This is a genomic window from Amycolatopsis sp. WAC 04197 (genome assembly GCF_003947475.1).
Lineage (GTDB): Bacteria > Actinomycetota > Actinomycetes > Mycobacteriales > Pseudonocardiaceae > Amycolatopsis > Amycolatopsis japonica.
The window spans coordinates 97,860-124,344 of the sequence record NZ_QHJK01000001.1; the positions used below are offsets into that span (position 1 = coordinate 97,860).

Here is a 26,485-nt window from a genome sequence, read left to right on the forward strand (position 1 = left end):
TCTGGACTCGAGGACTAGATCGATCCTGATATCCGTTGTCCGCCAGGCTGGTCGAAAACCGGCTGCACTGTCGAACCGGCAGACTGGGCACCAACTGCACCATCCTTGCCGTCCTTCTTGTCGTCACCACCTGAAACCAGTTTGTCGCCGATTTCGCCGGCCTTCTTACCCGCCTCTTTCAACACTTCCTTCGTGACGGCGTCGGGAACCTTCTTGACGGCGTCCGACACCTCCTTGCCGAAATCGTCGGCGATGTCCTTCGCGCCGACCTTGCCGTACGCGGCGAGATTGGCGATGTCGTCGCCCAAGGTCTTGGCCAGACCAGAGACATCGTTCCCGAAGTTCTTGGCGACGTCCTTGACGTTCACCCCCTGGAGAAGCCTCTTCGCCTCTCCGAACATCGCACCCAGCTTCTTGATGAGCCCTGATGCGTTTCCGAAGGCCTTGGTCAATTGCTTGACCTTGTCCATGATCTTGGTCGCCCACCTGATCGCCATGGGAACTCCCTCGGCGGCCAGCCCGGCCGGCATCGCGGGGCCCGGGTAGCGACAGACGATCCAGATCAGCTTCCATACACACTCGGAGATCAGGTCACGTACCAAGCTGCGAACCACGGCGAGAATCGACTTGCACATCGCGATCATGACCGAGATGCCCTGCGCCCCGGTGGCGACCGATTCGTAGAGGTCCGCGCGATCGTTCGCGAACGCCCGGTAGGCGTCCGCGGCGGTCCCGGTCCAGGTGGCCGAGTCCCTGGCGACGTCCTGTCGCAGTTCATCGGCGACCTTCGACAACTCGTCGCCGATGTTCCCCCAGGTACCGCCCAGGTTCTCCAGCGCGACTTGGTCACCTGTCAGCCAGTCCAGTGGCTCCCGCAGAAAGCTGACATGCTCGATGACCCATCCGATACCCGCTTTGGCCAGAGCACCGAGCGGATCGGACATATCGGAGGCGAAGGAGACGCCACCGATCACCAGATTGGCCAGTCCCTCACCCCAATCCCCAGAAGAGAACTTGATCAGGGCGTCGCCGAAGTCTTGTATCAGGCCGGCGCCCTCGAGCGGGCTTTCCTTCTTCGCACCGTCGGTGGCGACCAGTGGATTCGGCGCCTTCGGGGCGGGGTTCGTGGCAACAGGATTCTCAGTCATGGCCGGCCTTATACCTTGAAGAGTTTCTTGTACTCGTCCTCGGTGATTTCCTTCCGCTGCTGCCACACCCTGACCCGATCGGCGTGGTCGTCAGCGCTCGTCGCGGCCGTTCTGACGGCGTCTTCCGCGACGGATTGCGCCATGGAGAACGAGATGGCGAGCGACATACCGATGATCCCGAACGCTTCGGGGTGCATCGTCTGCTCGGCGGCGTTCAAGGCCGTGTTGATCCGCCCGGTGAGCGCATCTAGCTTCCCTCGATGTGTTTCGAGCGCGGATGGATCTACATCGAATCCTGGTCCACTGGAGCCGGTCATCGTTCTTTCCCTCCCTCAAGAACCCGCTCAGCGCAGGAAGTCGCCGCCGGTGAAGTAGTCGTCCTCGTGGTCCGTCTGCTGCCTGCGCGCGACACGCGGCGGCGCGGGCGGGGCCGGGGGTGCGGCCGGCTTCGGGGCGGGAGGAGGCGGAGGCGCGTCGAGTTCGTCTTCGGCGACGAAGCGGTCGTCCTCGTCGGGCTCCTGGTGACCGCCCTCGACGTAGCCCGTCGGTTCGGGTTCCGGGTACTCGTTGTGCAGCTGGTTGACCAGCTCGTTCATCGTTTCGGTGCCCGCGATGGACGGCACGCCGGTCTGCATCGCGCCCGCGAGTTTGCTCTGCGCGCTCTGGACGACGCGGAGGATCTCCTGCGCGAGCGCCGGGTTGTCCCGCACGGACGGGCCGATCTCCAGGCCCACCAGGTTCCCCGCGTGGTTCACCCTGACCGAGATCTGGCCGTCTTTGCTGCGTTCGGACACCGAGACACTTTCGATCTCGGTGCGCATCTGATTCGCCTTCCGCTGGGCGTCGGCCAGCTTGGCCTCGAAATCAGCGAAGAGCTGCTCAGGGTTCGACACGCGAACCTCCCCTGTTCACGTCGTAGCCGTTCGGCGACCGAGTGTGGCATACCCGTCTGACATCGGGGAACGTTTGCCGGACATCCGCACCCCGGTCGTGTGGATCACCACAGCGACCTCCGGTTTTCCCTACCGGATCCGACGGCTTACCTCATGTTCCCGCAGGTCAGCGACCCCTAGCGTGCCGGGTATGACGATTTCGGACTGGAAACGCGCGGTCTACGCGCTTCTCGTACTTCCGGGGTATCTCGGTGGCGCGAAGGTCCAGCGTGGACTGTCGCGGCGCTGGCTCGGGCACGAGAGCGGGTCCCGGCCTCGGTTCGTGGCGGCGTTCGGTCCGAGCGCGGCCGCGTTCCTGCTCGCGTTGCTGCTGTTCTACCTCGTCGGGCGCATCGCGACCTACGGGCTCTTCTGGACCGGCAGCGATCCCGAGGGCACGTGGGGCGGGCCGACGCTGGCGGGGGCGTGGATCGTGCACTTCCTCGTCGCGGCCGGGATGGCCATTCCGATCTTCCTTGCCCTCCGGCCGCTCACACGGCTCCAGTCCCGGCTTCTGGGTTCTTCCCCGGTAAGGGCGCACTGACCACCTAGAATGCCCGGATGACGAACACCGGCCGCAGGGGTCGCGAGCGGGCCGCGACCGATCAGGACATCCGCCGGACGGCGCGGGCGCTCCTGGTCGAGCAGGGGCCGGAGGCCGTGACCCTGCGGGCGATCGCGCGCGAGCTCGGCATCACGGCGCCGGCGTTGTACCGCTACTACGGTTCCCGCGACGATCTGGTCGAGCATCTGCGCGCGGACGTCGTCGCGGATCTGGCGGCCGGGCTCGCCGAGGACATCGCGCAGCTGCCGGACGAGGGCGCGCTGCAGCTTTTCGCCATCTGCAAGGGATTCCGGCGGTGGGCACTCACGCACACCAAGGAGTTCACACTGGTTTTCGCGTCGCCGGCCGGCGACGACACGTTGAGCAGGCTGGACGAGCCGTTCGGGCGGATCTTCCTCGCGGCGGCGGGGCGAGTGCTCGCGATGCACGATCTGGTGACGCCGTCGAACGACGTGGTCCCGGCCGAGTTGCGCGACGATCTCACGTCGTTCCAAGAGGAACTGCTCGCCGTGCTGAAGGAGTCCGGGGCGACGTTCCCGCTCGAAAAGCTCGACCTCGGCGTGACGTACCTGATGATCCAGTTCTGGGCCCGGCTCTACGGGCACGTCACGCTCGAGGTCTTCGGCAACTACCCGATCCCGTTCTCGAAACCGGACGTCCTCTTCGACGCGATGCTGGCCGATCTCGCGCGCGAGATCGGCCTGTCCACCGAGTAGCTAGGCCGCGTGCCCGCCGTCGACCGAGACGGTCGCGGCGGTCACGTACTTGCTTTCCGGCCGTGCCAGGAACGACACGGTGGCGGCGACCTCCGACGGCGAGCCGTAGCGGTCGAACACCGTCAGGCTCCGCTGGTCGGCGGCGTACGGGCCGTCGGCCGGGTTCATGTCGGTGTCGGTCGGGCCGGGGTGGACGATGTTCACGGTGATGCCGCGCGGCCCCAGTTCCCTGGCCAGGCCCTTGGTCATGCCCAGCAGCGCGGTCTTGCTCACCGCGTACAGCGACATCCCGGGGCCGGGCACTCGGTCCGAGACGCAGCTGCCGATGGTGATCACGCGTCCGCCGTCGCCGAGGTGCCGGGCCGCGGCCTGGGTGGCCACGTAGACACCGCGGACGTTCACCGCGAGCACGCGATCGATGTCCTCCAGGCTCGTCTGGTCGAGCGGGCCGACGAAGCCGACGCCGCCGTTGTTGACCAGCACGTCGAGCCTGCCGAATTCGGCGACCGCCGTGTCGACCGCGGAGACCACGGCCGCGGCGTCGGCGCTGTCGGCCTGGATCGCCAGCGCGCGGCGGCCGAGCGCCTTGATCCGGTCCACGACACCGGCCGCGAGTTCGGCGTTGTTCTGGTAGGTGAGTGCGACGTCAGCGCCGTCCTCGGCGAGCCGGATCGCCGTGGCGGCACCGATCCCGCGGCTGCCGCCGGTCACCAAAGCCACCTTGCCGTCGAGGGTCATGCGGTGTTCTCCGTTCGATTTCGTTGTCCTTGAACAACTCCATCGAATCGCCGCACGACCCTCGACGCTGGCGTCTTTCGGCCACGGTGCTACAGGACGATGTTGACCAAGCGTCCCGGCACGACGATCACCTTGCGCGGGGTGCCGTCGCCGACCAGCGCGGCGACCTTCTCGTCGGCCAGCGCGGCCGCCTGCACGGCGTCCTTGCCCGCGTCGGCGGGCACGGTGACGCGGGAACGCACCTTGCCGTTGACCTGGATCGGGTACTCCACGGAATCCTCGACCAGGTACTTCTCGTCGACGACCGGGAACGGCCCGTGCACCAGGGAATCCGCGTGGCCCAGGCGCTTCCACAGCTCCTCGGCCAGGTGCGGGGCCAGCGGCGCCAGCATCAGCACCAGCGGCTCCACCAGCTCGCGCGGAGTCGCCTCGGCGCCGCCGTAGACCTTGGTGACGTGGTTGTTCAGCTCGATCAGCTTCGCGCCGGCCGTGTTGAACCGCAGTTCCGCGTAGTCCTCGCGGACCCCGGCGATCACCTTGTGCAGCTGCTTGCGATCGGCGTCCGTGGCGTCCACTGTGGACACACGCAGTTCGCCGGTCTCTTCGTTGACGACCAGGCGCCACAGACGCTGCAGGAACCGCTGCGCCCCGACGACGTCCTTGGTCGCCCACGGCCGCGACACGTCCAGCGGGCCCATCGACATCTCGTAGAAACGGAAGGTGTCGGCGCCGTAGGTCGCGCACATCTCGTCCGGGGTGACGACGTTGCGCTGCGTCTTCCCCATCTTCCCGTATTCCTGCTTGACCTCTTCGTCCTGGTAGAAGAACTTCCCGTCCTTCTCCACGACGTCTTCGGCCGGCACGTAGAACCCGCGGGAATCGGTGTACGCGTACGCCTGCACGTAACCCTGGTTGAACAGCTTCCGGTACGGCTCCTTGGACGACACGTGGCCCAGGTCGAACAGCACCTTGTGCCAGAACCGCGAGTACAGCAGGTGCAGCACCGCGTGCTCGACGCCGCCGACGTACAGGTCGGTGCCGCCCGGGTCTTCGACGCCGTGCTCGGCGGGGCGCGGGCCGACCCAGTACGCCTCGTTCTCCGGCGCGACCAGGGCTTCGGAGTTCGTCGGGTCCAGGTACCGCAGCTGGTACCAGCAGGAGCCCGCCCAGTTCGGCATCGTGTTGATGTCACGACGGTAGGTCTTCTTGCCGTCGCCCAGATCCAGTTCGACCTCGACCCACTCGGTGGCGCGCGCCAGCGGCGAGGACGGCGTGCTGTCCTTGTCCTCCGGGTCGAACGTCACCGGCGAGTAGTCGGCGACCTCGGGCAGTTCGATCGGCAGCATGCTGTCCGGCAGCGCGTGGACCTGACCGTCCTCGTCGTAGACGACCGGGAACGGCTCGCCCCAGTAGCGCTGGCGCGAGAACAGCCAGTCGCGCAGCTTGTACTGGACGGTGCCGCGGCCGTGGCCGTGCTCCTCCAGCCAGCCGATCATCGTCTTCTTGGCTTCGTCGACGCCCATGCCGTCCAGGAAGCCCGAGTTGATCGCGGGCCCGTCGCCGGTGAACGCCTTGCCGTCGAAGCCTTCCGTCGGCTGCACGGTGCGGATGATCTCCAGGCCGAACTTCTCGGCGAACTCCCAGTCGCGGGTGTCCTGGCCGGGGACGGCCATGATCGCGCCGGTGCCGTAGCCCATCAGGACGTAGTCGGCGACGAAGACCGGGATCTCCTTGCCGTCGGCCGGATTCACCGCGTAGGAGCCGGTGAAGACGCCGGTCTTCTCCTTGCTCTCCTGACGGTCCAATTCGGACTTCCGGGAAGCGGCCTCGCGATACGCGGCGATCGCCTCGGCGGGGGTCGCGGCGCCGCCGGTCCACCGGGCGTCGACGCCTTCGGGCCACGTCGCCGCGGTCAGCTTTTCGACCAGCGGGTTCTCCGGCGCGACGACGACGTAGGTCGCCCCGAACAGCGTGTCCGGACGGGTGGTGAAGACCTCGATCTCCTGATCGCCCGCCGCGAACTTGACCTGTGCGCCGTGCGAGCGGCCGATCCAATTGCGCTGCATGGACTTGACCTTCTCCGGCCAGTCCAGCAGGTCCAGGTCGTCGACCAGGCGGTCCGCGTAGGCGGTGATCCGCATCATCCACTGCCGCAGATTGCGGCGGAACACCGGGAAGTTGCCGCGTTCGCTGCGGCCGTCGGAGGTGACCTCTTCGTTCGACAGCACCGTGCCCAGGCCGGGGCACCAGTTCACCGGCGCCTCGGAGATGTAGACCAGGCGGTGCGTGTCGATGATCTCCAGCTGCTCGGCGCGGGTCAGCTCGCACCAATTGCGGCCGTCGGGCGTACGACGCTTGTCCTGCGCGTACTCGGTCTCCAGCTCGACGATGGGCCGGGCCTTGCCCGCCTTCTCGTCGTACCAGGAGTTGAAGATCTGCAGGAAGATCCACTGGGTCCAGCGGTAGTACTCCGGATCGGTGGTGCGGATCCGGCGCCGGTCGTCGTGGCCCAGCCCCAGGGCGCGCAGCTGACGCAGGTACGTCGTGATGTTCTCGTCCGTGGTCTTGGCCGGGTGCTGCCCGGTGCGCACGGCGTACTGCTCGGCGGGCAGGCCGAAGGCGTCGAAGCCCATCGTGTGCAGCACGTTGCGGCCGATCATGCGGTGGTACCGCGCGAAGACGTCGGTCGCGATGAAGCCCAGCGGGTGCCCGACGTGCAGGCCGGCGCCCGACGGGTACGGGAACATGTCCTGGACGAACAGCTTGTCCGACGGGACCTCACCGTTCTCGTCCGCGAGCGGGCCCACCGGGTTCGGTGCGTGGTAGGTGCCGTGGTCGGACCAGTAGTCCTGCCAACGCTGCTCGATCTGGCCCGCCAGCTCCGCGGTGTAGCGGTGCTGAGGGGCCGCGTCGGCGCCTTCGCTCGCCTGGTTCATCGCCGAAATCCTCCGTGCTCATCCACGTCAAGCCACTCCAGAAACAACTCGACCCCTCAGCCCGGAGGGCATGAGGGGTCGCCGCGCTGGTCCCGGCCGTTCGACCGAGTTCAGCGCGGCAGGCCAAGGAGCAGCCGAGCCGTGTTCATGGGGCCAGTTTAACGCCCAGGTCAAAGGCGTTCCGAGGGGACCGCCAGAGCGATGAACTGGGTCACCTGGGTCGCGGAGAAGTTGTTGTCACTGACCAGGACCAGGCTGCGCTCCCCGTTCGGGAGACGCGGGCCCCAGGTCATGCCCTCGACGTTGTCCACCGTGGACAGTTCGAAGTCCGCCAGGTCCGCCAGCAGGCGTTTCTTGACCGGCTTGACCTTCTTCGCGTCGGCGAGGGAGGGCGTTTCGAGGACGTTCGTGGCGCCCTTGGTGTCGATTTCGTAGATGCGGATCTTGTTGCCGACGCCGGTGACGAACGACCGCTCCATCACCAGGTAGCGCGTCGGGTCGGCCTGGTCGACGGCCAGCAGCGACGAGATGCCGGTGGTCGCGAACGCGCCGGGCGGGTTCGGCGACGCGAAGACCTTCTCCTGCGGGTACGCGTACTGCGCGAGGACCGGCCCGAACCGCGACTGGACGGTGATCCGCGAAAGGGCGCCCGACGTGGTGTTCGCCTCCGGGCCGTCCTGGAGCAGCGGACCCTCGACCGAGCTGGCGACCAGCGACCCGAAGCCCGCGAAGGTGAGGCCTTCGAGGGCGAGGTTCTGCCGCGGCCCCGCCGTCTCGGCCATCTTCTCGTTGGCGGGAATCGGCAGGTCACGGGTGTAGGAGCCGTCGCGCTCCGCCTCTCGGATCGACGGGTCGATCCGGGCCGCAGCCGACCGCTCGCCCTCCTGCGACCAGACGTACCGGCCGGTCCAGGGGTCGACGCGCAGCTCTTCGGGGTCGATGGTCTGCATGTTCGGCGGCTGCGCGGGGTCGTTCTTCGCGAGCGGCGGGTACGGCGTGCCGTCGGGACGCAGGAGCGGCTTGGTGCCGGTGAAGGTCACCGGGCCGAGGCCCTTGGCGTCGAGGGAGAACTTCGCCGTGTAGAAGCGCGCCGGGTTGATCGCGGAACGGTCGTCGCAGATCAGCGCGTACTCGCCGGTGCGGGGGTCGTAGTCGATGCTGGACAGGCCGCCGACGACGGTGCCTTCGTAGGGCAGGGCGTTCGGGACGATCTGTTCCCCGATCAGGCGCAGCGGACGGTGACCCGCTTCGGCGGCCGGTGCGGCCATCAGGGTGAGGGGAACGGCCCCGATCAGGGCTGCGGAAAGAGCTCGGCGTGACATGGCCTGTAGCACAGTCGATCAGGGTATCCGGCAGGTTGCCGGGACGTCACGCTTATCCTCGTGGAGTGTTCGTCATAGCGCTGGTCCCGATCGTGCTGGGTGTCCTCGTCGGCTGGGGTGGGTTCCTCGGCCTGCGCGAGAAGCTGCCGCGTGACCGCGGCGCAGGCGTGCGCACCGCCGCCACGATGCGCAGCGAAGAGGCCTTCCGCCTCGGCAACAAGGTCGCCGGGGTCCCGACGCTGACCGGTGGCGTGATCGCCGTGCTCGCGGGGATCGCCGCGCTGGTCATGCCGACGACGTTCGGGCTGCTGCTCGCCTCGTTCGTGGGCGTGGTCGGGATGGTCGCGCTGGTCGCGGCCGGGGGAGTGCTCGGCAACCGCGCCGCCGCGACGGTGCCGGAGCCCGAGCCCGAGCGGCCCGCCGGCTGCAGTGGCTGCGCGTGCGGCACCTGCGGCGTCTTCAAGAAGGCCGACACCGCCACCGCCTAATTGCGCTGCAGGTCTCCCGGGTGGGTGGCCAGCAGCGCCAGCGGGATGCCCTGACGCCGCAGCACCTGGCCCCACAGATCGTGATGCGGCGAGGCGAGGACGTCGCTGGGCAACGCCGGGACGATCACCCAGTCGTCGCGTTCGATCTCGTTCGCCAGCTGGCCGGAATCCCAGCCCGCGTATCCGGCGAACACCCGCACGCCACGGACCTTCGGCACCAGGATCTCGGGATCGGTGTCGAGGTCGACCAGCGCGACCGGGCCGCGGACGGCGATCACACCGGGCACGCTCGACGCCGTCTCGCCGGTCCGCAACGCGGCCAGGCACAACGCGGTCTTCTTCTCGACCGGGCCGCCGACGAACACCGACTGCGGCTCGGCGACGTGCCCGCCCCAGTTGGGGAGCACGTCGTACACCGGCACGTCACTCGGCCGGTTGAGCACGACGCCGAGCGTCCCCTCGTCCCGGTGATCGATGACGAACACGACGGTTCGCCGGAAGTTGGGATCGAACATCGTGGGGGCGGCGACCAGGAGCGTTCCCGGTTCGACCTCGGCGTCCGCTGGCACGTCCGCCATGATCCCACTTCGAGCGGGGACAAATCGTCCGGCTCTGGGAACAACAGCATCACGAGCACCGTTGGACACAACGGTCGGTGCGCTTTCCGTGTCCCCCGGGCTCACTGAAGAACCGCCTTTGTGGAATACCGTCCGGCTGGAGCCACACTGCGCATAGCCGCCGAGAGGCGACCTCAAAGCGCATCGGCCACCTTCAATAGGCTGGTGCCGTGACGACCACCGCCACGGCGCCCACCAGGGCGTTCGTCCGCGACCGTGACTTCCTCCGACTGCTGTTCACGCGGTTTTCCGCGCACTGGGGCAACGGCATGTACCAGGCCGGGCTGGCCGGTGCCGTCCTCTTCAACCCCGAACGCGCCGCCGACGCGCTCGCCATGGCGGGCGGATTCGCGGCGTTGCTGCTGCCGTACTCGATCGTCGGCCCGTTCGCGGGCGCGCTGCTCGACCGCTGGGACCGTCGGAAGGTCCTGATCTTCGCGAGCCTGCTGCGGTCGGCCACCATCCTCGCGACGGCCGTCGCCGTGGGCACGGGCGTGGCCGGGATCGGGCTCTTCTCCCTCGCGCTGGCGTCCGAAGGCATTTCGCGGTTCATCGGCTCGGGCCTGTCCGCGTCGCTTCCCCATGTCGTCGAGGAGAAATCCGTGGTGGCCGCGAACGCCTTCGCGGCCACCTGGGGTTCGGTGCTCGCCGTCGTCGGAGGCGGCTGCGCGATCGGCCTGCGGGCGCTGACCGGCGCGGACGACGCCGGTTCCGCCTGGGTCACCGCCGTCGCCGCGCTGGGCGGGATCGGTGCCGCCGTCCTCGCCGCCGGATTCGCACGCGGGCTGCTCGGGCCGTCGACGGTCGACGAGCCGTCGAACCCGGTCCTCGCCGTCGCCCGCGGCCTGGCCGACGGCGCGAAGGCGGCTTGGCGCACGCCCAGCGTCACGGCCGGGTTCGTCGCGCTGTTCGCCCATCGCGCGTCGTACGGGATCTCGCTGCTGGTGACCGTGCTGCTGATGCGCAACCATTTCGCCGCCGGGATGACCGGGCTTGGCGAGATGGCGGCGTTCGCCGGTGCCGGGATCCTCGTCGCCGGGCTGCTGACCGCCTGGCTGCTCAAGCGGTTCGGCAGGCTCCGCGTCGTGGTGGGGGCGCTGGTGCTGGCGGCGGTCGCGCAGTCCGCCCTCGGTCTGCCGATGACGATCCCCACCGCGTTGCTCGCGGCGTTCCTGGTGACCGGCGCCGGGCAGGTGCTGAAACTCTGCGTCGATTCCTCGGTGCAACTCGACGTCGCCGACGAGGCCAGGGGACGGGTTTTCGCGCTCTACGACACGCTCTTCAACATCACCCAGGTCGTCGCGGTCTCACTGGCCGCGACGGTGATCCCGGCCGACGGACGCTCGCCGGGGCTGCTCGTCACGGCGACCGTCCTCTACCTGGCGGGAGCCGCCGGTCATCTGCTCGCCGGGCGAAAACACCAGATCCGGTGATATGGCGCGGGCGTTGGCATTAGGGTGACGCTTACCGACACCGGGTGGCGTATGCCCGGGATCCAGCACTAGCGGGGGCTCAAGTGACGACGGCCGGCGACGACAGCGCACGCCTCGAAGCGCGCAATGCCGCCATGAAGGACCAGGTCGACACGCTGCTCGAACAGTTCGAGCGCCAGACGGCCCAGCTCCGGGACGCGCAGGAAGCCGCTTCGCAGACCTCGGCGACGGTGGTCTCGCAGGACGGCCTCGTCCGCGCCACCATCGACGCGACCGGCACCCTCGCCAAACTCGAGATCCAGCCGAACGCCTTCGAGCGCACCAACCCCGCGCAGCTGGCCAACACCGTGCTGACCCTGGTCCGCCAGGGATCGCTGCAGGTCAAGCAGCAGGTCGCCGAGCTGATGGCCCCGATCACCGAAGGGCTGCCGGACCTTTCGGACCTCATCGAAGGCGCGCCTTCGCTGCAAGGGCTGATGCCGGTGATTCCGGACTTCCTCGCGGCCGAAGAGGAAGGGGAGCCGGCGAAGTCCGACGAAGACTTCGACGCCCCGCTGATGATCAAGGACGACACGCCGCCGCCTCCTCCGCCACCGGCCGCCCCACCCGCGCCGCCGACGCCGAAACCGGTTCCGAAACGGGTGCGTCAGCAGGACGACGATGAGGAAGAGCCGCCTTCGAGCTGGCTGACCAGGGGAGTCTGATGCCGAACGGTGGGGGTGGAGCCGGATTCACCGCGGATCCGGATGCGGTGAAGTCGGCGGCGGCCAAATTGGGGATCGCCGCGGACCAGCTGGACGAGGCGGGCAAGGAACTGCTGGCCGCGATGAACTCGCTCGGCCAGTGCTGGGGCAACGACGACGCGGGCAAGGAGTTCGCGAAGGACTACGAACCGGGCGCGCAGGGCTCGTCCGAGGGGTTCGCGAACATCGTCGAGGCGCTGCGGGGTATGCAGCACAACGTCGAACGGTCGATGACCGCGTTCACGAACGCCGAGGAAGAGATCAAGTCGACGCTGGACAAGAAGGTCTAGCGCCGTGGGTATGGAGATGCCCGACGCGGTCAAGTGGCTCTTGCCGATCGTCGTCGGGGAAAGCTGGCCCGAAGGCGACGAGGACAAGCTCCGCGAACTGCGCGACGCCTGGCACAACGCCTCGAAGGCGATCCAGCCGATCGCCGACACCGCGACCAAGGGCGCCACCGAGATCCTCGGCGGCTGGAGCGGTCAGGGCGCGGAGAAATTCGCCGAAGCGTGGAAGAAGTTCGTCGAGGGCGACGAGGCGTACTTCAAGTCGCTCGCCGATTCTTCGAAGGCGCTCGGCGACTCGTGCAACGCGACCGCGCTGGACGTCGAGTACACGAAGTACATGATCATCATCTCGCTGGTGATCCTCGCCGCCCAGATCGTCGCGATGATCGCGGCCGCGGCGGTGACGTTCGGCGGTTCGACGGCCGGGATCGCGCCGGCGCAGATCGCCACCCGCATGACCGTCCAGATGATCTTCCGCCAGCTGATGCAGAAGCTCGCGCAGGAAGGCTTCAAGAAGGTCGCGAAGGAACTCCTGGAGAAACTTCTCAAGGAGGGCCTGAAGAAGATCGGTAAAGAGGTCCTGCAGAACACGGCGATGAACCTCGCCATGGACGCGGGGATCCAGGGCCTGCAGATGGCCAAGGGCGACCGCGACAGCTGGGATTTCAGCAAGACCAAGGATTCCGCGATCAGCGGCGCCGTCGACGGTGTGGTGGGCGCGGGCAGCAGCAGTATCGGCAAGGGCGCCACCAAGGGACTTTCCGACAGCGTCGGCGGCCAGATCGTCGACAGCGCGGCGCGGGGTGCCGTGCGCGGAGCGGCCGAAGGCGTCGCCAGCACGGTCGGGCAGGCCGCCGTCACCGGTGACCTGGACAAGCTTTCGGCCAAGGACGTGCTGATGGGCGCGTCCGGCGGGGCGGTCGGCGGTGGTGTCGACGGGGCCAAGAGCCAGATCGGCGACATCAAGGCCGCGAACACGCCCGGTCCCTCGGCGGGTGACGGGCCCACGACGCCGGACGTGGATTCGGGGGATTCCGGGACGCCTTCGCGTACGCCGAGTTCTTCGGATTCCGGTTCTTCTTCGCGATCGGACTCTTCTTCGGACTCGGGTTCTTCGCGGTCGGACTCCGCTTCTTCGCGGTCGGACTCGGATTCTTCTTCGGATTCCTCGTCGCGGTCGGACTCTTCGCCGGACCCGGCGCCACGGTCCACTTCGGACAGTGACCCTTCGCCGCGGAGTTCGTCCGCCGATCCGCAACCCCAGCGGGCGGCGGACGGCGACCGGGTCAGCCAGTCCTCGACGCAGGCTCCGGAACGTCCGGCGGACACCGGCGACGGTCAGCGGGCGGCACAGACCCACCAGAACGCACCGGTCGCGGACAACGGATCCGGTCAGCAGCAACAACAACAGCAACAGGCCGCGGCGGGGAACCAGCAGCAGGCACCCGCCGCCCAGTCACAAGCCCCGGCGCAGGCTCCGGCGGCGAGCCCTGCCCAGACGCCGGCTTCGAGCCCGTCACCGGCGGCCACCCCCGCACCGAGCTCATCGCAAGGACCCGCGTCCAGTCCGGCACAAGGACCGGCGTCCAGTCCGGCACCGAGTCCGTCGCACAGCCCTTCGCCGAGCCCGTCGCAGTCCAGCGCGATGCCGCCCGCCGCTTCCTCGGGCGCGCCGTCGAGTTCCGGCGGCTACGGGATGGCGTCCGGCTCGTCCACTCCGTCGGGTGGCTACGGCATGGCGCCCGGCGGCAACCCGCCGGGCAACGGGCCCGCGCCCGGTGGTTTCCCGCCCGGCGGACACGATCCCTCCCGGCCTCCCCGGCCGAACGACGGCGTCCAGGCCGCGGGTCTCGCCGGGAACGGCGGACCGCAGCAGCCGCGGTTCGACCAGCCGCCCGCGCCGATGCCCTTCCAGGGCCAGCAGCCGATGCAGCCGCCGCCTCCGGGTGGGTTCGCGCCGCCCCCTCCGCCGCCTCCGGGTGGTGGCGGCGGACCGATGCCGCACCGAGGACAGCAGGGCCCGATGGGTCCGCGGCCGACCGGGCCGCAACCGCCACCCCCTGGTCAGGGTGGACATCCGCAGGATCGTGGGCCGCGTCAGCGTCCTCAGCAACCGCCACAGCCGCCACCACCGCCCGGCCCGCCGCGGCCGCTTCAGGGGTACCAGGGCAGGCCCGGTCCCGGTCCGGGGCCGAACGGCGGGGTTCCGCCGCGCCCGCAGACGCCTCCGCCCGGTCCGCCTCCTGGCAACCGCGGTCCCGGGGGCTACCCGCCGCCTCCGCCGCGACCCCAGCACCCGGGCAACGGTCCGTTCCCCGGCAACCGCGGCCCGATGCCGCCGCCTCCGCCCGGGCACCACCCCGGTCAGCCGGGACGTCCCGGACAGCAGCCCGGACGGCCGATGCCGCCCGGCGCCGAGCCGCCACGTTTCGGTGGTCCGCAACGTCCGCCGCAGGTCCCGGCCCCGCGCCCCGGCCACGACGGGAACGCGGGTCCCCAGCAGCCGCAACGTCCGCCGCAGCAGCAGCCGCCGGTGCGGCCGGTGGAGCACGCGCCGCAGCAGGTGCCTCAGGACCACGGCGCGAACGCGCCCAAGGACACCGAGCTCCCGAAGGACACCCAGGCGCCGAAGGACGTCGAGGCCCCCAAGGACACGGAAGTCCCCAAGGACACCGAGACGCCCAAGGACGTCGAGAGCCCCAAGGACACCGACACACCCAAGGACGCCGACGCGCCCAACGACGTCGACGCGCCGAAGGACACCGAAGCGCCCACGCCCGACGACAGGGCCACTGTCGACGAGCCGTACCTGACCGACCCGGATTTCCACACGGACGATCCCGCCGCCTACCGCGCACTCGCCGAGACGCAGATCGACAAACGCGGTTTCGACAAGGACACCGGGGAAGCGCGGAGCGAGCAGGTCCGCCGCGAAGGTCTCGCCAAACGCGACGCCCACGAAGATCCGCGCGTCAAGCAGATGTCGGATCAGGGCGCGTACGCGGTGCACAGCTACACGCGCACCGACATGGCCGAGCGGATCACGCACGCCCAGCGCCACGGTGGTCCGGAGCTGGACGCGCTCCGGCCGCATATCGAGGCGATCACCTCCGGCCTCAACGAGATGCCCGCCTACGAGGGTCTCGTCTCGCGGCGGGTGAACTTCAACGGCAACGAGAGCGCGATCCGGGCCTTCCTCGAAGCGCACGCCAAGGGCCAGGTCATGGTCGACCCGCAGATGCTGAGCACGTCGCGGGTCACGCCGGACCATCCGCGCAGCACCTTCCCCGGCGAAGTCGAGATGCGCATCCAGTCGAAGACCGGCCGCCACATCGAAGACCTCGCGTCCAAAAAGGACGAACGCGAAGTGCTGATGAAGTCGGCGACGCAGCTGCGCGTCACCGACGTCAAGATGGGCCCGGGGCATCCCGAACACCCCGATTACAAGAAGCGGCTGGACGACGGTTCGCCGAACGACCTGCCGAAGTGGATCGTCGAATGCGAAGAGGTCGTCCCGGGTGACGACGGCCATCTGAGCCCGGACGAGGTCCACCAGAAGGTCGCCGAGCGGCGCGACTACAACAACGCCGTGCAGGAGCGGCTGGCGCAGGAAGCCGCCGACCAGGAAGCCCAGCTGCGCCGCGAGCACCCGGAGCTCTTCCAGGGCCAGGGTCTCGCCGGGCTCGAAACCAAGCTGGCCGACGGCAAGGGCGGCTGGACCGACGTCACCGACGCCCCGGTCCGGGAGCTCCCCAAGCCGCCGAGGGAGCACGCTCCCGACGGTGGCTGGTCCGAGCTGGCGAAGCCGCTCGAAGAGGGCGGGACACCGGTCATCCACGCCGGTTCGACCGAGACGCCGCACCAGCAGCTCCGGCTGGTCATGGACGAGCTTCCGGCGATCGGCGAGGCCAACACCCGCAACTACTACGCGCCCGAATCCTGGAAGGACGGCTACCAGACGAACTCGGCCGAGGCGCTGGTCGCGTTCGAGAACCGGATGGAAGGTGGCGACGCCGTCGCCGGGCCGTCGACGGGTGGTTCGCCGCTGCAGCACGTCAGCGACCGGCTCGGCGGGCAGTGGTCGGATCGCAACGGTTTCGCCGACGTCGCCCGTGAGCTGGGCGAACGTCCGGTCGGCGCGCGGACCGCGGTGGCGTTCGAGCATCACGCCCCCGCCGATCCGAACGCGCCGGAGGGCTCGCCGCGGTCCAAGGACCGGATCGAGACGCGCATCGTCGCCGCGGTGAACACGCCGCACGGCGTCGTCTTCGCCGACCCGATGACCGGGCGGCTCGCGACGCTGCCCGACGATCCGACGTCGATCAAGGCGATGCCGATGGGCGGCGGCGACGCTCCGCACGTCCACTCGCCGGAAGCACCGGAAACCACCCACACCGACAAGACCGACGAGGCCGAAACCCCGGTCCAGGAGCAGGCGCCCAAGACCGAGGTCGACATCGCCGAGCGGCTCAAGGGTCCGGAAGAGACGCCGGCGCGACTCGACGAGAGTTACCTCGGCGACGAGAACTTCCGTGGCACGCCTGAGGATCACAAGAGCCTCCGTGACCGCTACGACTCCGCCGACCTCGCCGAGCAGGCCCGCGAGAAGGCGCTGAGGCGTCTCGAAGCCAGTCCGCTGAAGGATCGCGTCTCGCCCGAAGCGGCCGAAGCGATCTACTCGTACTCGCGCGAACACGCCTACGCGATCAACGAAGCGAACCGTCGCGGCGAGTCGCACCCCGACTTCGAAAACGCCCAGCGCAGCACCCGGGCGATCGTCGGCGCGCTCAACGAGCTGCCGGACTTCCACGGCGAGGCCATCCGCGGCATCGACACCAAGGGCGACATGCAGGCCGCCGCGATCATGGCGGCGCATTACGAGCCGGGGCAGACCGTCCCCGAGCCGACGATGACCAGCTCCACGATCAAGACGTCGCCGGACACGAAGTCGAAATTCGGCCAGGACGTCGAGATCCACATCGTCTCGAAGACGGGCAAGGACGTCTCGTCGCTCGCCGAGAACCCCGGCGAGCACGAGGCCATCAACAAGCCGGCCACGCAGCTTTACGTGCACAGCAAGGAGTTCAAGACTCCGCCGCTGGTCGACCGGCCGAAGTGGGTCATCCACGCCGAAGAGGTCACTCCCGGCGACCCGCGCTACCTCGACCCCGACACCGCCAAGCAGAAGATGGACGAGCGGCGGGCCCGGCACGCCGCGGAGGCACCGGAACTCGCCCGGCTCGCCCAGGCGCAGTCGATGGCGCGCCTCGGTGGCTTCGACGAGCCGCAGACTCCGCATCTCACCGCGGAAAACCCGGCGGAGCACGGGGTCGCGGACGCCGACAAGGGTCCCGAGTACGGCGAGCAGCCCGCTCAGGACCACTCCGCCACCGACGACACGGCCGAACTGCCGGTCCCGGAGCGCGACTACTCGTCGATGGCGGTCGCGACCAACCCGCCGAGCGAACCGGCGATCCACGCCGGTTCGGCGAGCCCCGAGCAGCAGGCCGCGTACATCGCCGACCGGCACCCGCGGCTCGGCGAGGTCAACCCGCAGTTCAACGATCCCGACGCGCTGGCGAACGGCTACCGCTCCAACTGCACCCGCACGCCGGGCGCGTACATGGACCGGCTGAACGGCATCGATTCGACCGCCGATCCGCTGCTCATGCACGAGATGGACAGCCGCGGCACGCTGGAACACGTTGAAGAGCGGTTCGGCGGGCAGTTCTCCGACCGCGCCGACTACGACGCCGTCATCCGCGAGATGCGGGGCATGCCGACCGATCACCACGCGGTCGTCGCGGTGAAGTACCTCGACGAGAACGGCGTCGAACGCGGGCACGTCGCGATGGTCGCGAACACGCGTGACGGCGTCGCGTTCCTCGACCCGCAGTCGGGTGCGCTGATGAACCTGCCGCATCCGCCGCTGGGCGTGAAGCTGATGCACGTCGGCGTCCCGGAGGGCCCGGACGGCCACACCACGCGGACGGAGACCTCGTCGACGCGGCCCATCGACCCGCGGATCGCGTTCGCTCGGCCGGATCAGCCGGCGGTGGACCCGCGGATCGCGTTCGCCAGGGAAGACACGCCCGACGTGCAGCCGTCGCGGATCGGGCCGGACGGCCGTCCGATCGTCACGCCGCCGCGCGACGCGGGCTACGGCATGGCGTCCGACGAGCCGTCGCACGGAGGCCGGGCCGACGTCGAGCGGTTCCTGAACGATCCCGAGGTCGCGGCCGCGGTCGACGGACTCGACCCGGACAAGAAGCGGGCCGTCCACGAGGACGAAAACGGCGTCAAGCACGACGTCGGCCCGATGCGGGACTTCATCCGCGAGCACCTGCCCGCGCATCCGGAACTCGTCCGGCTGATGGAGCACCCCGACAACGCGTACCTGCGGGCTTCGCTGCTGAACAACCCGATGACGATCGGCAGCCTGCTGCTGCACCCGGAAGCCATCCCGATCCTCGAAGACGCCCTGCGTGACGTCGAGGAACGCGGCCACCAGATGATCGACGACGTCCACCAGGACGGTCCTGGCGACACCCCGCTGACGCAGGAACAGCGGGACCTCGCGAACGCGGCGGCGGACATCGCCGCCGACGTGGAACCGGGCGATCAGTACCACGCCGGCTTCGATCGCGCGGACAAGGGCGACACCGCGAAGATCCAGGAATTCCTGGACGCCGAGCGGGCGGCGTGGCCGCAGAACCAGGGCGATCTCAACCGGATCGCCGAGCGGATCGCGGCCGACAACAACGGCGAGTCCTCGGGGCGTCCCGGCCCGAAGGACGACGACCGCGCGAAGGCGAAGATCGAGGGCTACGACGGCGACGCGTCGAAACTCACCGACCTGGTGGGCGTGAAGATCCAGTTCGACACGCTGGCCGACGTCTACAACGCGCTCAACGCGGTGATGGCCGATCCGGATCTCCGGATCGTCAGCTTCGACGACCGGTTCGCGAATCCGCAGGACAGCGGGTACCGCGATCTGCAGATGAACGTCCGGCTGCCGAACGGGCACGTCGCCGAACTGCGGCTGCACCTGCGGCATATCGACACCGTCTCGGCCTACGAACACGCCCTGTACGAGGTCCGCCGCGACTTCCCGACGTACAACCGGACACTGGACGCGGACAACAAGAAGCGGTTGTCCCCGGAGCAGGCCCTGCTGGAAGCGGCGCTGATGGACCGGGTCCGGGAGAAGTTCATGGCCGGTCTCCGCAAGGGCCTGCCGCCGGAGGAGAGCACGTGATCCAGACACCGTCCTTCTACACGTACTTCGGGAAGACGTACCGCGTCGAGTCGACTCCCGACGGGGGCCTGACGGGTTACCTCCTCAACCTGAGCTCCGGCGAGTTCGACGAAAAGCCGGAGCACGTGCGCGAGGTCCTGCGGGCGATGGCGAGTTCGGACATCAGCAAGGTGCCCGAGGAGAAGTTCGTCCAGGAGACCGAACGCGCCCGCGCGTACGAGCTCAAGGGCGACGGTCCGATCTTCGCGCTGTACGAGACCATCGACGGCCTCTACCAGCAGGCCAAGAGCGAGAACCGGCGCGTGGAACCGCAGGAATCGGCGTTGATCAAGTCGCTGCGCAAACGCACCTTCAAGATGTGGGAGGACGAGCTGGCCCGCCGCGCCGCCGGTGAGCCGCCGTCGTTCCGCGCGGAGCCCCGTTTCCCGAACCGGGCGCGATGATTCACGTGGAACAACTCACTCCGGAACACCAGCGCGGACTGCTGGTCCAGATCGGCAGGCTCATCCTGGCGGGGATCACCGACCCCGCCCACGCCGCGGTCGCCGATTTCCGGCAGATCGGGGAGCACACCGAACTCGAAGGCCACAACCTCGCGCCCGCGCCCGAGCTGAACGAGCTCTTCGGCAAGCTCCGCACCGGGATGTACGCGACCGGCCGGGGGACCTGGCTGCAGTCGCGGTTCACGCTGAAGCCCGATGGCACCTTCGACTTCGACTTCACCCTCGACGACGAGCCGTCGTGGACCGAGGCACCGCCGTCTTCGGCGTACCCGGACGAGCTGGCCACGTTCCCGCGCGAGGACGAGCACGTGCCGGACTGGTGGCGGCTGCGCGCGCAGCTTCCGTTGCGCGTCGAGTTCCGGCACGCCCGGATCGTCGACGCGTACACCGAGGGCGAGCCGCCGGTGGTCGACAGACCGGAGCTCGACGAGTCCGAAGCGCCGCTGGTCGCGCAGTACCTCGAACGCGAACCGGCGATCCTGTCCGGCAGCGGCCTCGGCAAGGACATCTTCGATCCGGAGGCCGACGGCGACGTCCCGGAGAGCTACCACACCGACGGCACCTGGATCTGGCACGCGTCCGTGCCGCACTACCTGCGGAAATACGGGATCCCGCCGGAGCCGGAGCTGGTCGCGCACATCCGCGGCCAGCGGTTCCAGCCGCCGTACGTCGAGCATCTGGTGCGGCGGACCGCGGAAGCGGATCTGCTCGGGAAGCCGAGGCCGAGACCGGGCCGCTCCGACGTCAAGAAGACCGAGGGCGACATCGCCGCGGAGCTGGAGACGTCGCCGAATCCGGAGCTGACCGACGAAGAACTGCTGGTCGTGCTGGTCAGCAGGCTCGGCGAGCACGCCGTGTGGCCCGAGGCCTACCGCATCGGCGACCGCGCGGACGGCGCCTGGTGCCTCAACTTCACCGAGAAGGGTTGGGAGGTCGCGGCCTATTCGGACGGCGCCGCGGTCTCGCCGAAGTATTTCGACAAGCTCGAAGACGCGTCGCATCAGCTTCTCGGCGCGGTTCTGCTGCATCCGGCGCGGATGACCGCCGGACACGAGACGCCGCTGGAGACGGCGAAGGAACTCGCGGACTGGCCGGTGCAGGCGGCGCCGGGTGAGCCTCCCCTCACCTTGCTCCGCAACAAGCGCGTCAGCCGGATGGTCGCCGGTACGGTCGTACTGCGGTTCGGCGAGGAAACCGGCAATCTGGTTCACCACGGAGGGGTACGGTTCGCCACGACGTCCCTGCCGCTGGAACGGGAGCGCGTCGGTGGGACCTACCGGCTGCGACGCCCGCTCCACGTGATCATCGGTGTCACCGTCCCTTGGGCGAACATGCCTGGTGGGGCGGTGGCCTACGTGCTCCCGAGGACCATCGCCGAGCACGTGTCCGACGGCAGCCTGGAGAGGATCGAGTAGGTGGAATCGGCGGAAGCGGTAGCCAAGGTCGAAGAGTGGCTGCGCGCGGTCCACGGTCCGGACGTGTCCGAACCGGGCGGCGCCGGCCTGCGCGTGAACCACGAGAAGGTCCTGCGCATCCCTGAGGGCTGGTCGGTCCCCTACAACACGATCGCCTTCCTCGACGAGGGTCACGCCGAGAAGGAGATCTTCCCGCCGCCGTCGGTCATCGTGCGCGAGCCGGACGGCGAGCTGCGCCAGGCTCATCCACAGCCCGGCGGGCTCAGCGTCCCGGTCGCGTTCCCCGGCCAGGAGGCCTGGCGCGAGGTCGTCGACCCCGAGTACGCCAAGTCCGGTCTCGGTGACCTCGGTGTCCCGCCGGCGGTCGTCGCGGGCTGGGTCAAGGTCAACGCGGACGGCGTGCAGACCGGGGAGGAACGGGAGAACCCCGAGTACAAGGCCGGGCCGGTCCGCCGCGGTTACCCGAAGCCGGAGAACAAGCTCGAAACGCTGCTGTCGTTCGCCAGCGTCGGCTGGCTGACCAGGGAACAGCTGCTCATCGGGCTGCTGCGCTGCGAGGTCTACGTCCCGCTCGACCTGGCCTCAGGCAAGACGGAGCGGTTCTACTTCAACGAGGAACGCGCCGAGCTGCGCGTCTTCAGCTCGACGAGGAATCTCCCGTCCCGCGAACACGGGTACTGGAAGGTCGACATCGCCACCCTGGCCGGGTACGAGAGCCCGCCGAACCTCGTGATCAACGGCGGTCCCGCGACGTTCGAGGACGTCAGCGGCGCCGAGCTCGCCGAGACCGCGCAGCGATTCCCCCGCCGGGGCCCGGGTGTCGACGTCAACGAACGCTGCCCGGAAGCGGAACCGGAGCTGGAGACACTCGCCGCCGAAACCGCCGCGAAATTGGGCCTGTCCGAGCCGGTGAAGCCGCCATTGGCCGCGGCCGAGCGGGCACGCCGTCGCGGCTTCGAGCTGAGCGCCGAGGAATGCCAGAAGACCGTCCTCGGCCAGTCTTGGCTGGCCAGGCTGAAGCAGCCGGAGCCGCCCCGCGCCCGTCCGAACGACCTTCGGGCGAACGGCTTGGCGCCGGGCTACGACAACGAAGGCCAGATCCAGCCGCGTCTGGACACCTTCGGCAAGTACTTCGACCGAGACCGTTCCAGCTCGCGTTACGGCTGGCAGCGCGTCACGGGCGCGTACGTGGGCTTCGCGCTCGGTGAGGCACTCGGGGCGGCTGTCGACCGGATGCGGCTCGACGAAATCCACAACACGTACGGCCCCGAGGGCGTCACGGATCTGACGGTCGCCTTCGATCTGCCCGGTCGCGTCGGGCCGCTCACCCAGCGGCTGCTGTTCTACACCGAGGCCGTGATCCGCAGCCCGCATCGCGAGCAGCCGGAGAACCGCGACGCCGAAAAGGCGCTCGGCACGGTCGCCCGCAACTCGCTGATGCGCTGGCTGCACACGCAGGGCGCGCCGCTGGACAACGCCGACGGCTGGCTCGTGAAGGTGCCGGAACTCCGTGTCCGCCGCACCCCCGACGACGCCGAACTGAACGCGTACCACGCGCTGGCGACCGTCTCGCCGACGGCGATGCCGATGAGCGGGCCGGACGCGCTGGTCGCGGCGCTGCCGGCGGCGATGACCGCGGCCGGACCGGGGAGCGCGATGAGCGGCGGCGTCCGGCAGGCGGTGCGCGACCTCGTCGCGGTCACGCATCCCGGCGAGGTCGACGTCGAAGCGGCGACCTACCTGACCTGGTTGTTCGAACCGGCGCTGACCTCGGAGGCGTTCAGCTACCCGATCTGGAACACCTCGCGTGAGATCTTCAACGACCAGAACCCGTACCAGCGAGGGCCGGTCTGGGCGGATCTCAAGGCGATGGTCGCGGAATCGGTGCCGTTCTTCGGCAAACACGGCCTGCCCGACCTGCGGGTCCCGGAGCTGATCGGGGACGGCAAGGGCACGCTTTCCGTGCTGGGCCGCGCGTTCGCGGCGCTGTCCGGTTTCGAGAACTACCCGGAGCAGGCGTTGTTGCGGGCGGTCAACCACTCGGGCCGCAGCGCGATCACCGGCGCCATCGCCGGCGCCCTGCTCGGCGCCCGCACCGGTATCCCGGGGCTGCCGCAGAAGTGGGTCGAGCAGCTGGAACTGCGTTACCTGCTGGAGAACATCGCCACGGACGCGTTCTGGCACTTCGACCGCCACTCGGCGCTGCACGAGGTCGACGGCTGGTCCCAGCGGTATCCGCGCTGGTGAACGAAATGGGGACGATGAACGAAGAGGAAGCCGTCAGCCGCGTCGAGGAATGGCTGACGGACCGAGGCGGGGAGGGGACCGGCGCGCTGCGGGTCCGTCGCGAGTACGTCGTGCGCGCGACCGACGGCTGGAACGTCACCTACAACACCGTCGGCTGGCTCGACGGCACCGATCCCGGCGCGGGCCTGTTCCCCAGCCCGGTCGCGTTCGTCCCGGACGACGGCGGCGAGATCCGCCTCGACCTGGAGCTGATGGCCGTTTCGGCGGCGGGCGACGACCCGGACGCGTTCACCCGGTGGGCGGAGGTCGTCGATCCCGAGTTCGATCCGGACGCGGTCCCCGGTCTGCCCGTGCCGAAGGCGGCGATCCTGCGCTGGGAGCAGCACACGCTTCTCGGCGAGCCGACCGGCGCGGTCCGCGCGAACCCGGAGCACCGCCCCGGACCTCGATTCTCCGGCCGCCCGGCGCCCGAAAGCCCGGTCGAGACGCTTCTCGGGTATCTCCGCGTCGAGTGGATCACGCCGGAGGAGTTCGTCCACTGGATGCTCGACCTCGACGTGCTGGCCCCGGCGAAGGACGGCCACCTGCAGGTCCGCGACTTCGGTGACGCGGGCGTGCGCTTCGTCGTGTACACCTCCGAGGCCCAGGTCCCGTCCGAGTACACGGTGTGGCAGCGGATCCAGCCCCGCGTGCTCCTGCGCCGGGGCAAGGACAACCCCGGCGTCGGTCTGCTGGTCAACCCCGGACGTCCGGAGACGTTCAACGTCTACCCGGAGACGCTGCGGCAGGTCGCCGACCTCGAACTCCCGGCCGGGACCGAGCGCCCCGAGTCCGTCGGGCGTCCCGCCTACTTCAGCGGGGAGTACGACACTCCGGCCGTCGCGAACCTGCGGAGCCTCGTCGACCAGGCGCGCGACAACGGCTACCCGCTGAGCGGTGAAGAGCTCACCCTCTTCACGAAGGCCGCGACGCTGTCGTTCGAGCGCTCGCGGGCGAAGTACGACGGCCGTCCGCTGCCCGAACTGCCCGAAGACCTGTTCGCGAACGGGCTGGTCACGCACTACTACGACAACGGTGAGCCGCGTCCGAGCGCCTGGACGTTCGGGAAGTTCTACGACCCGACGCTCCCCGTCGGCAGCTTCGCGTACCCGCGGCTTCTCGGCGCGTACGTCGGCTTCGCGCTCGGAGACGCACTCGGCTCGGGCGCCGATCCGGCCGATGGCTTGCCGCTCGGTGGCCTGACCCGGCAGCTGCTGTTCCACACCGAATCGGTGATCCGCGGCCTGGACCCGACGCCGGACAAGCCCGAGATCCCGGCCTCGCTGCCCGCGGGCGGACGGCCGGACGGCTGGGTCGCCAAGGCCACCGCGACCGCCGGACCGGCACCCGCCGAGTTCTCGGCCATGCTGGCGACCGCGCTGGCCGCGACGGTGACCGGTGGCGTGCAGGGGCCCGCCGACAGCACCTTCTACGCGATGAAGGTGGTCCGCGAACTGGTCGGTTCCGCGGCCGGTCACGAGGTCGTCCACGGCGCCGAACTGCTGGTGAACGTGTTCCGCGCCCAGCTCGCCGCCCAGAACGGCGAACCGGCGGTCGCGAATTTCCTCGAAGGCTTCGACGAGTACAGCGGCGAGGTCGGCGAGCTGGTCAAGACGGTGCTCGACCTCCGGAACGACATCGACGGAGACGACGTCGAGCAGTTCGACAGCATCGGCGACGGCCGGACGCCGCTTTCGGTGCTCGGCCGGGCCCTGTTCGCCGCCGCCAAGCGCGGATACGACGCCGAAGCGGCGCTGACGCTTGCCGCTCGCGGCGGTTTGGTGACGGCCGCGCTGACCGGGGCGATGGTGGGCGCCAGGCTGACCGTGCCCGGCCTGCCGGCGGCCTGGCTCGCCGCGTACGCCGACCTCGGTGTCATCGACAATCTGGCGGGCGACGCCTATTACTACTTCAACCGCTTCGGCCTGCCCCGCGAGCCCGAAGAGCGACGGCGCTGGGACGCGAACCGGTATCCACGAGGAGATCAGTAGAGCAATGCGCGAGTGGCTTCAACATCCGGCGACCAGGTCGCGGCTGCGCGGCAGCCTGTTCGCCGGGGCGATCGGCGACGCGCTCGGCGCGAAGACCGAGTTCGACTCGATCGACCGCATCCGCGAGATCGCCGGCCCCGCCGGGATCACCGACCTCATCCCCGCGTACGGCGGCGTCGGGCGGATCACCGACGACACCCAGATGACGCTGTTCACCCTCGAAGGCCTGATCCGGGCCCACCACGGAACGGTGCCCGTCGAACAGTCTCTCCAGCTGGCCTACCAGCGCTGGCTGCACACGCAGGGCGTCTCGTGGGAGCGGGCCCGCGGCCCGCAGGACACGAGCACGGAACCGGACGGCTGGCTGATCACCAACCGCGAGCTGTTCAGCCGTCGCGCGCCCGGGCTCACCTGCTTCAGCGAGCTGGAGGCGTACGGCAAGACGGGCGTGCGCGCCGGCATGGACAAGCCGGTGAACAACTCGAAGGGCTGCGGCGGGATCATGCGCGCGGCACCGGTCGCGTTGTGGTCCGACGACCTCGCCGAGGTGTTCCGGCTCGGCGCCGAGAGCGCGGCGCTGACGCACGGTCACCCGAGCGGGTATCTCTCGTCGGGCGCCTTCGCGGTGATCGTGCGCGAGCTGCTGCTCGGGAAACCGCTGCTCGACGCCGTCGCGACCGCACGTATCGAGCTGGAGAAGTACCAGGGGCACGAAGAGCAGAGCGTCGCTCTCGACCAGGCACTCGCCCTCGCGAAGGAAGGTGCCCCGACGCCGGAGAAGCTCGAAACCCTCGGCCAGGGGAACATCGGCGAAACCGCGCTTTCGATGTCCGTCTACGTCGCGCTGACCACCACGGACGCGAACGCCGCGCTGCTCGCGTCGGTGAACCACAGCGGTGACAGCGACTCGACGGGGTCGATCTGCGGAAACCTCGTCGGCGCGATGTACGGCGAGGAAGCACTCAACACGGACTGGCTCGCGAAGCTGGAGCTGGCCGAGGTCATCGGAGGGCTGGCGGACGACGCGCTCGCGGAGTTCGGCGGGAGCGCACCGGGTGACGACCGGTGGTACGCCCGCTATCCGGCCCACTAGATTTACCTCCGGTT

Annotated in this window: 19 protein-coding genes; 12 read left to right on the forward strand and 7 right to left on the reverse strand. The window is 69.3% G+C overall.

What is annotated here, in order from left to right; translation table 11 throughout:
- Positions 1 to 14: 14 nt before the first annotated feature.
- The 3 genes from DMC64_RS00460 to DMC64_RS00470 are packed head-to-tail and all read right to left on the reverse strand — an operon-like array spanning position 15 to position 2,041.
- The gene (locus DMC64_RS00460) at positions 15 to 1,148 is read right to left on the reverse strand and encodes a WXG100 family type VII secretion target (RefSeq protein ID WP_125731326.1); all 1,134 of its coding nucleotides are present in this window, start codon (positions 1,146 to 1,148) and stop codon (positions 15 to 17) included.
- 8 nt (positions 1,149 to 1,156) lie between these two features.
- On the reverse strand, positions 1,157 to 1,465 hold the full coding sequence (locus DMC64_RS00465) for a type VII secretion target (protein ID WP_073845920.1): 309 nt from the start codon (positions 1,463 to 1,465) through the stop codon (positions 1,157 to 1,159).
- Positions 1,466 to 1,492: 27 nt separating this feature from the next.
- Positions 1,493 to 2,041, reverse strand: coding sequence for a YbaB/EbfC family nucleoid-associated protein (locus DMC64_RS00470; protein WP_125731328.1), 549 nt, complete (start codon positions 2,039 to 2,041; stop codon positions 1,493 to 1,495).
- 190 nt (positions 2,042 to 2,231) lie between these two features.
- On the opposite strand from DMC64_RS00470, the gene DMC64_RS00475 reads away from it, so the two are divergent.
- Positions 2,232 to 2,624: a hypothetical protein gene (locus tag DMC64_RS00475; RefSeq protein ID WP_125731330.1), complete on the forward strand. Its 393-nt coding sequence runs from the start codon at positions 2,232 to 2,234 to the stop codon at positions 2,622 to 2,624.
- Between the two features lie 17 nt (positions 2,625 to 2,641).
- The gene (locus DMC64_RS00480) at positions 2,642 to 3,361 is read left to right on the forward strand and encodes a TetR/AcrR family transcriptional regulator (protein WP_037334062.1); all 720 of its coding nucleotides are present in this window, start codon (positions 2,642 to 2,644) and stop codon (positions 3,359 to 3,361) included.
- On the opposite strand, the gene DMC64_RS00485 is transcribed toward DMC64_RS00480, so the two are convergent.
- The 3 genes from DMC64_RS00485 to DMC64_RS00495 all read right to left on the reverse strand — a co-directional run bounded on the left by DMC64_RS00485 (position 3,362) and on the right by DMC64_RS00495 (position 8,357).
- Positions 3,362 to 4,099 (reverse strand): SDR family oxidoreductase, encoded by a 738-nt coding sequence (locus DMC64_RS00485; RefSeq protein WP_125731332.1) that lies wholly within the window; start codon positions 4,097 to 4,099, stop codon positions 3,362 to 3,364. It lies immediately after the preceding gene.
- Positions 4,100 to 4,188: 89 nt separating this feature from the next.
- Complete coding sequence (leuS, locus tag DMC64_RS00490) at positions 4,189 to 7,035, reverse strand: leucine--tRNA ligase (protein ID WP_125731334.1); 2,847 nt, start codon at positions 7,033 to 7,035, stop codon at positions 4,189 to 4,191.
- A 170-nt stretch (positions 7,036 to 7,205) separates the two neighbouring features.
- Positions 7,206 to 8,357 (reverse strand): esterase-like activity of phytase family protein, encoded by a 1,152-nt coding sequence (locus DMC64_RS00495; RefSeq protein WP_125731336.1) that lies wholly within the window; start codon positions 8,355 to 8,357, stop codon positions 7,206 to 7,208.
- A 65-nt stretch (positions 8,358 to 8,422) separates the two neighbouring features.
- Between DMC64_RS00495 and DMC64_RS00500 the strand changes: the two genes are divergently transcribed.
- Positions 8,423 to 8,845 carry an SdpI family protein gene (locus tag DMC64_RS00500; protein WP_125731337.1) on the forward strand — a complete coding sequence of 141 codons (423 nt, stop codon included), beginning with the start codon at positions 8,423 to 8,425 and terminating at the stop codon, positions 8,843 to 8,845.
- On the opposite strand, the gene DMC64_RS00505 is transcribed toward DMC64_RS00500, so the two are convergent.
- Positions 8,842 to 9,423: a YqgE/AlgH family protein gene (locus DMC64_RS00505; protein ID WP_007032276.1), complete on the reverse strand. Its 582-nt coding sequence runs from the start codon at positions 9,421 to 9,423 to the stop codon at positions 8,842 to 8,844. The two genes, DMC64_RS00500 and DMC64_RS00505, sit on opposite strands and share 4 nt — an antisense overlap.
- Before the next feature lie 209 nt (positions 9,424 to 9,632).
- Between DMC64_RS00505 and DMC64_RS00510 the strand changes: the two genes are divergently transcribed.
- From DMC64_RS00510 to DMC64_RS00550, 9 genes are all read left to right on the forward strand, one after another.
- Entirely contained in the window at positions 9,633 to 10,895 is a 1,263-nt protein-coding gene (locus DMC64_RS00510; protein ID WP_125731340.1) for an MFS transporter, read from the forward strand.
- 83 nt (positions 10,896 to 10,978) lie between these two features.
- Positions 10,979 to 11,599, forward strand: a complete 621-nt coding sequence (locus DMC64_RS00515) for a YbaB/EbfC family nucleoid-associated protein (protein ID WP_233629521.1) — start codon at positions 10,979 to 10,981, stop codon at positions 11,597 to 11,599.
- Positions 11,599 to 11,928: a WXG100 family type VII secretion target gene (locus DMC64_RS00520; protein ID WP_037334042.1), complete on the forward strand. Its 330-nt coding sequence runs from the start codon at positions 11,599 to 11,601 to the stop codon at positions 11,926 to 11,928. Before DMC64_RS00515 ends, DMC64_RS00520 begins: the two co-directional genes overlap by 1 nt.
- Before the next feature lie 10 nt (positions 11,929 to 11,938).
- Entirely contained in the window at positions 11,939 to 19,183 is a 7,245-nt protein-coding gene (locus DMC64_RS00525; protein ID WP_125732763.1) for a toxin glutamine deamidase domain-containing protein, read from the forward strand.
- Positions 19,180 to 19,626, forward strand: a complete 447-nt coding sequence (locus tag DMC64_RS00530; RefSeq protein ID WP_037334040.1) for a hypothetical protein — start codon at positions 19,180 to 19,182, stop codon at positions 19,624 to 19,626. The genes DMC64_RS00525 and DMC64_RS00530 overlap by 4 nt, the downstream gene beginning before the upstream one ends.
- A 5-nt stretch (positions 19,627 to 19,631) precedes the next feature.
- Positions 19,632 to 21,101, forward strand: a complete 1,470-nt coding sequence (locus tag DMC64_RS00535) for a TNT domain-containing protein (RefSeq protein ID WP_125731342.1) — start codon at positions 19,632 to 19,634, stop codon at positions 21,099 to 21,101.
- Positions 21,102 to 23,348, forward strand: a complete 2,247-nt coding sequence (locus tag DMC64_RS00540; protein WP_125731344.1) for an ADP-ribosylglycohydrolase family protein — start codon at positions 21,102 to 21,104, stop codon at positions 23,346 to 23,348. It begins immediately after the preceding gene.
- 5 nt (positions 23,349 to 23,353) lie between these two features.
- A complete protein-coding gene (locus tag DMC64_RS00545) occupies positions 23,354 to 25,378 on the forward strand; it encodes a YrhB domain-containing protein (protein WP_233629522.1) in 2,025 nt (674 codons plus the stop codon).
- A 4-nt stretch (positions 25,379 to 25,382) separates the two neighbouring features.
- Positions 25,383 to 26,471, forward strand: a complete 1,089-nt coding sequence (locus DMC64_RS00550) for an ADP-ribosylglycohydrolase family protein (RefSeq protein ID WP_037334028.1) — start codon at positions 25,383 to 25,385, stop codon at positions 26,469 to 26,471.
- Positions 26,472 to 26,485: the final 14 nt, after the last annotated feature.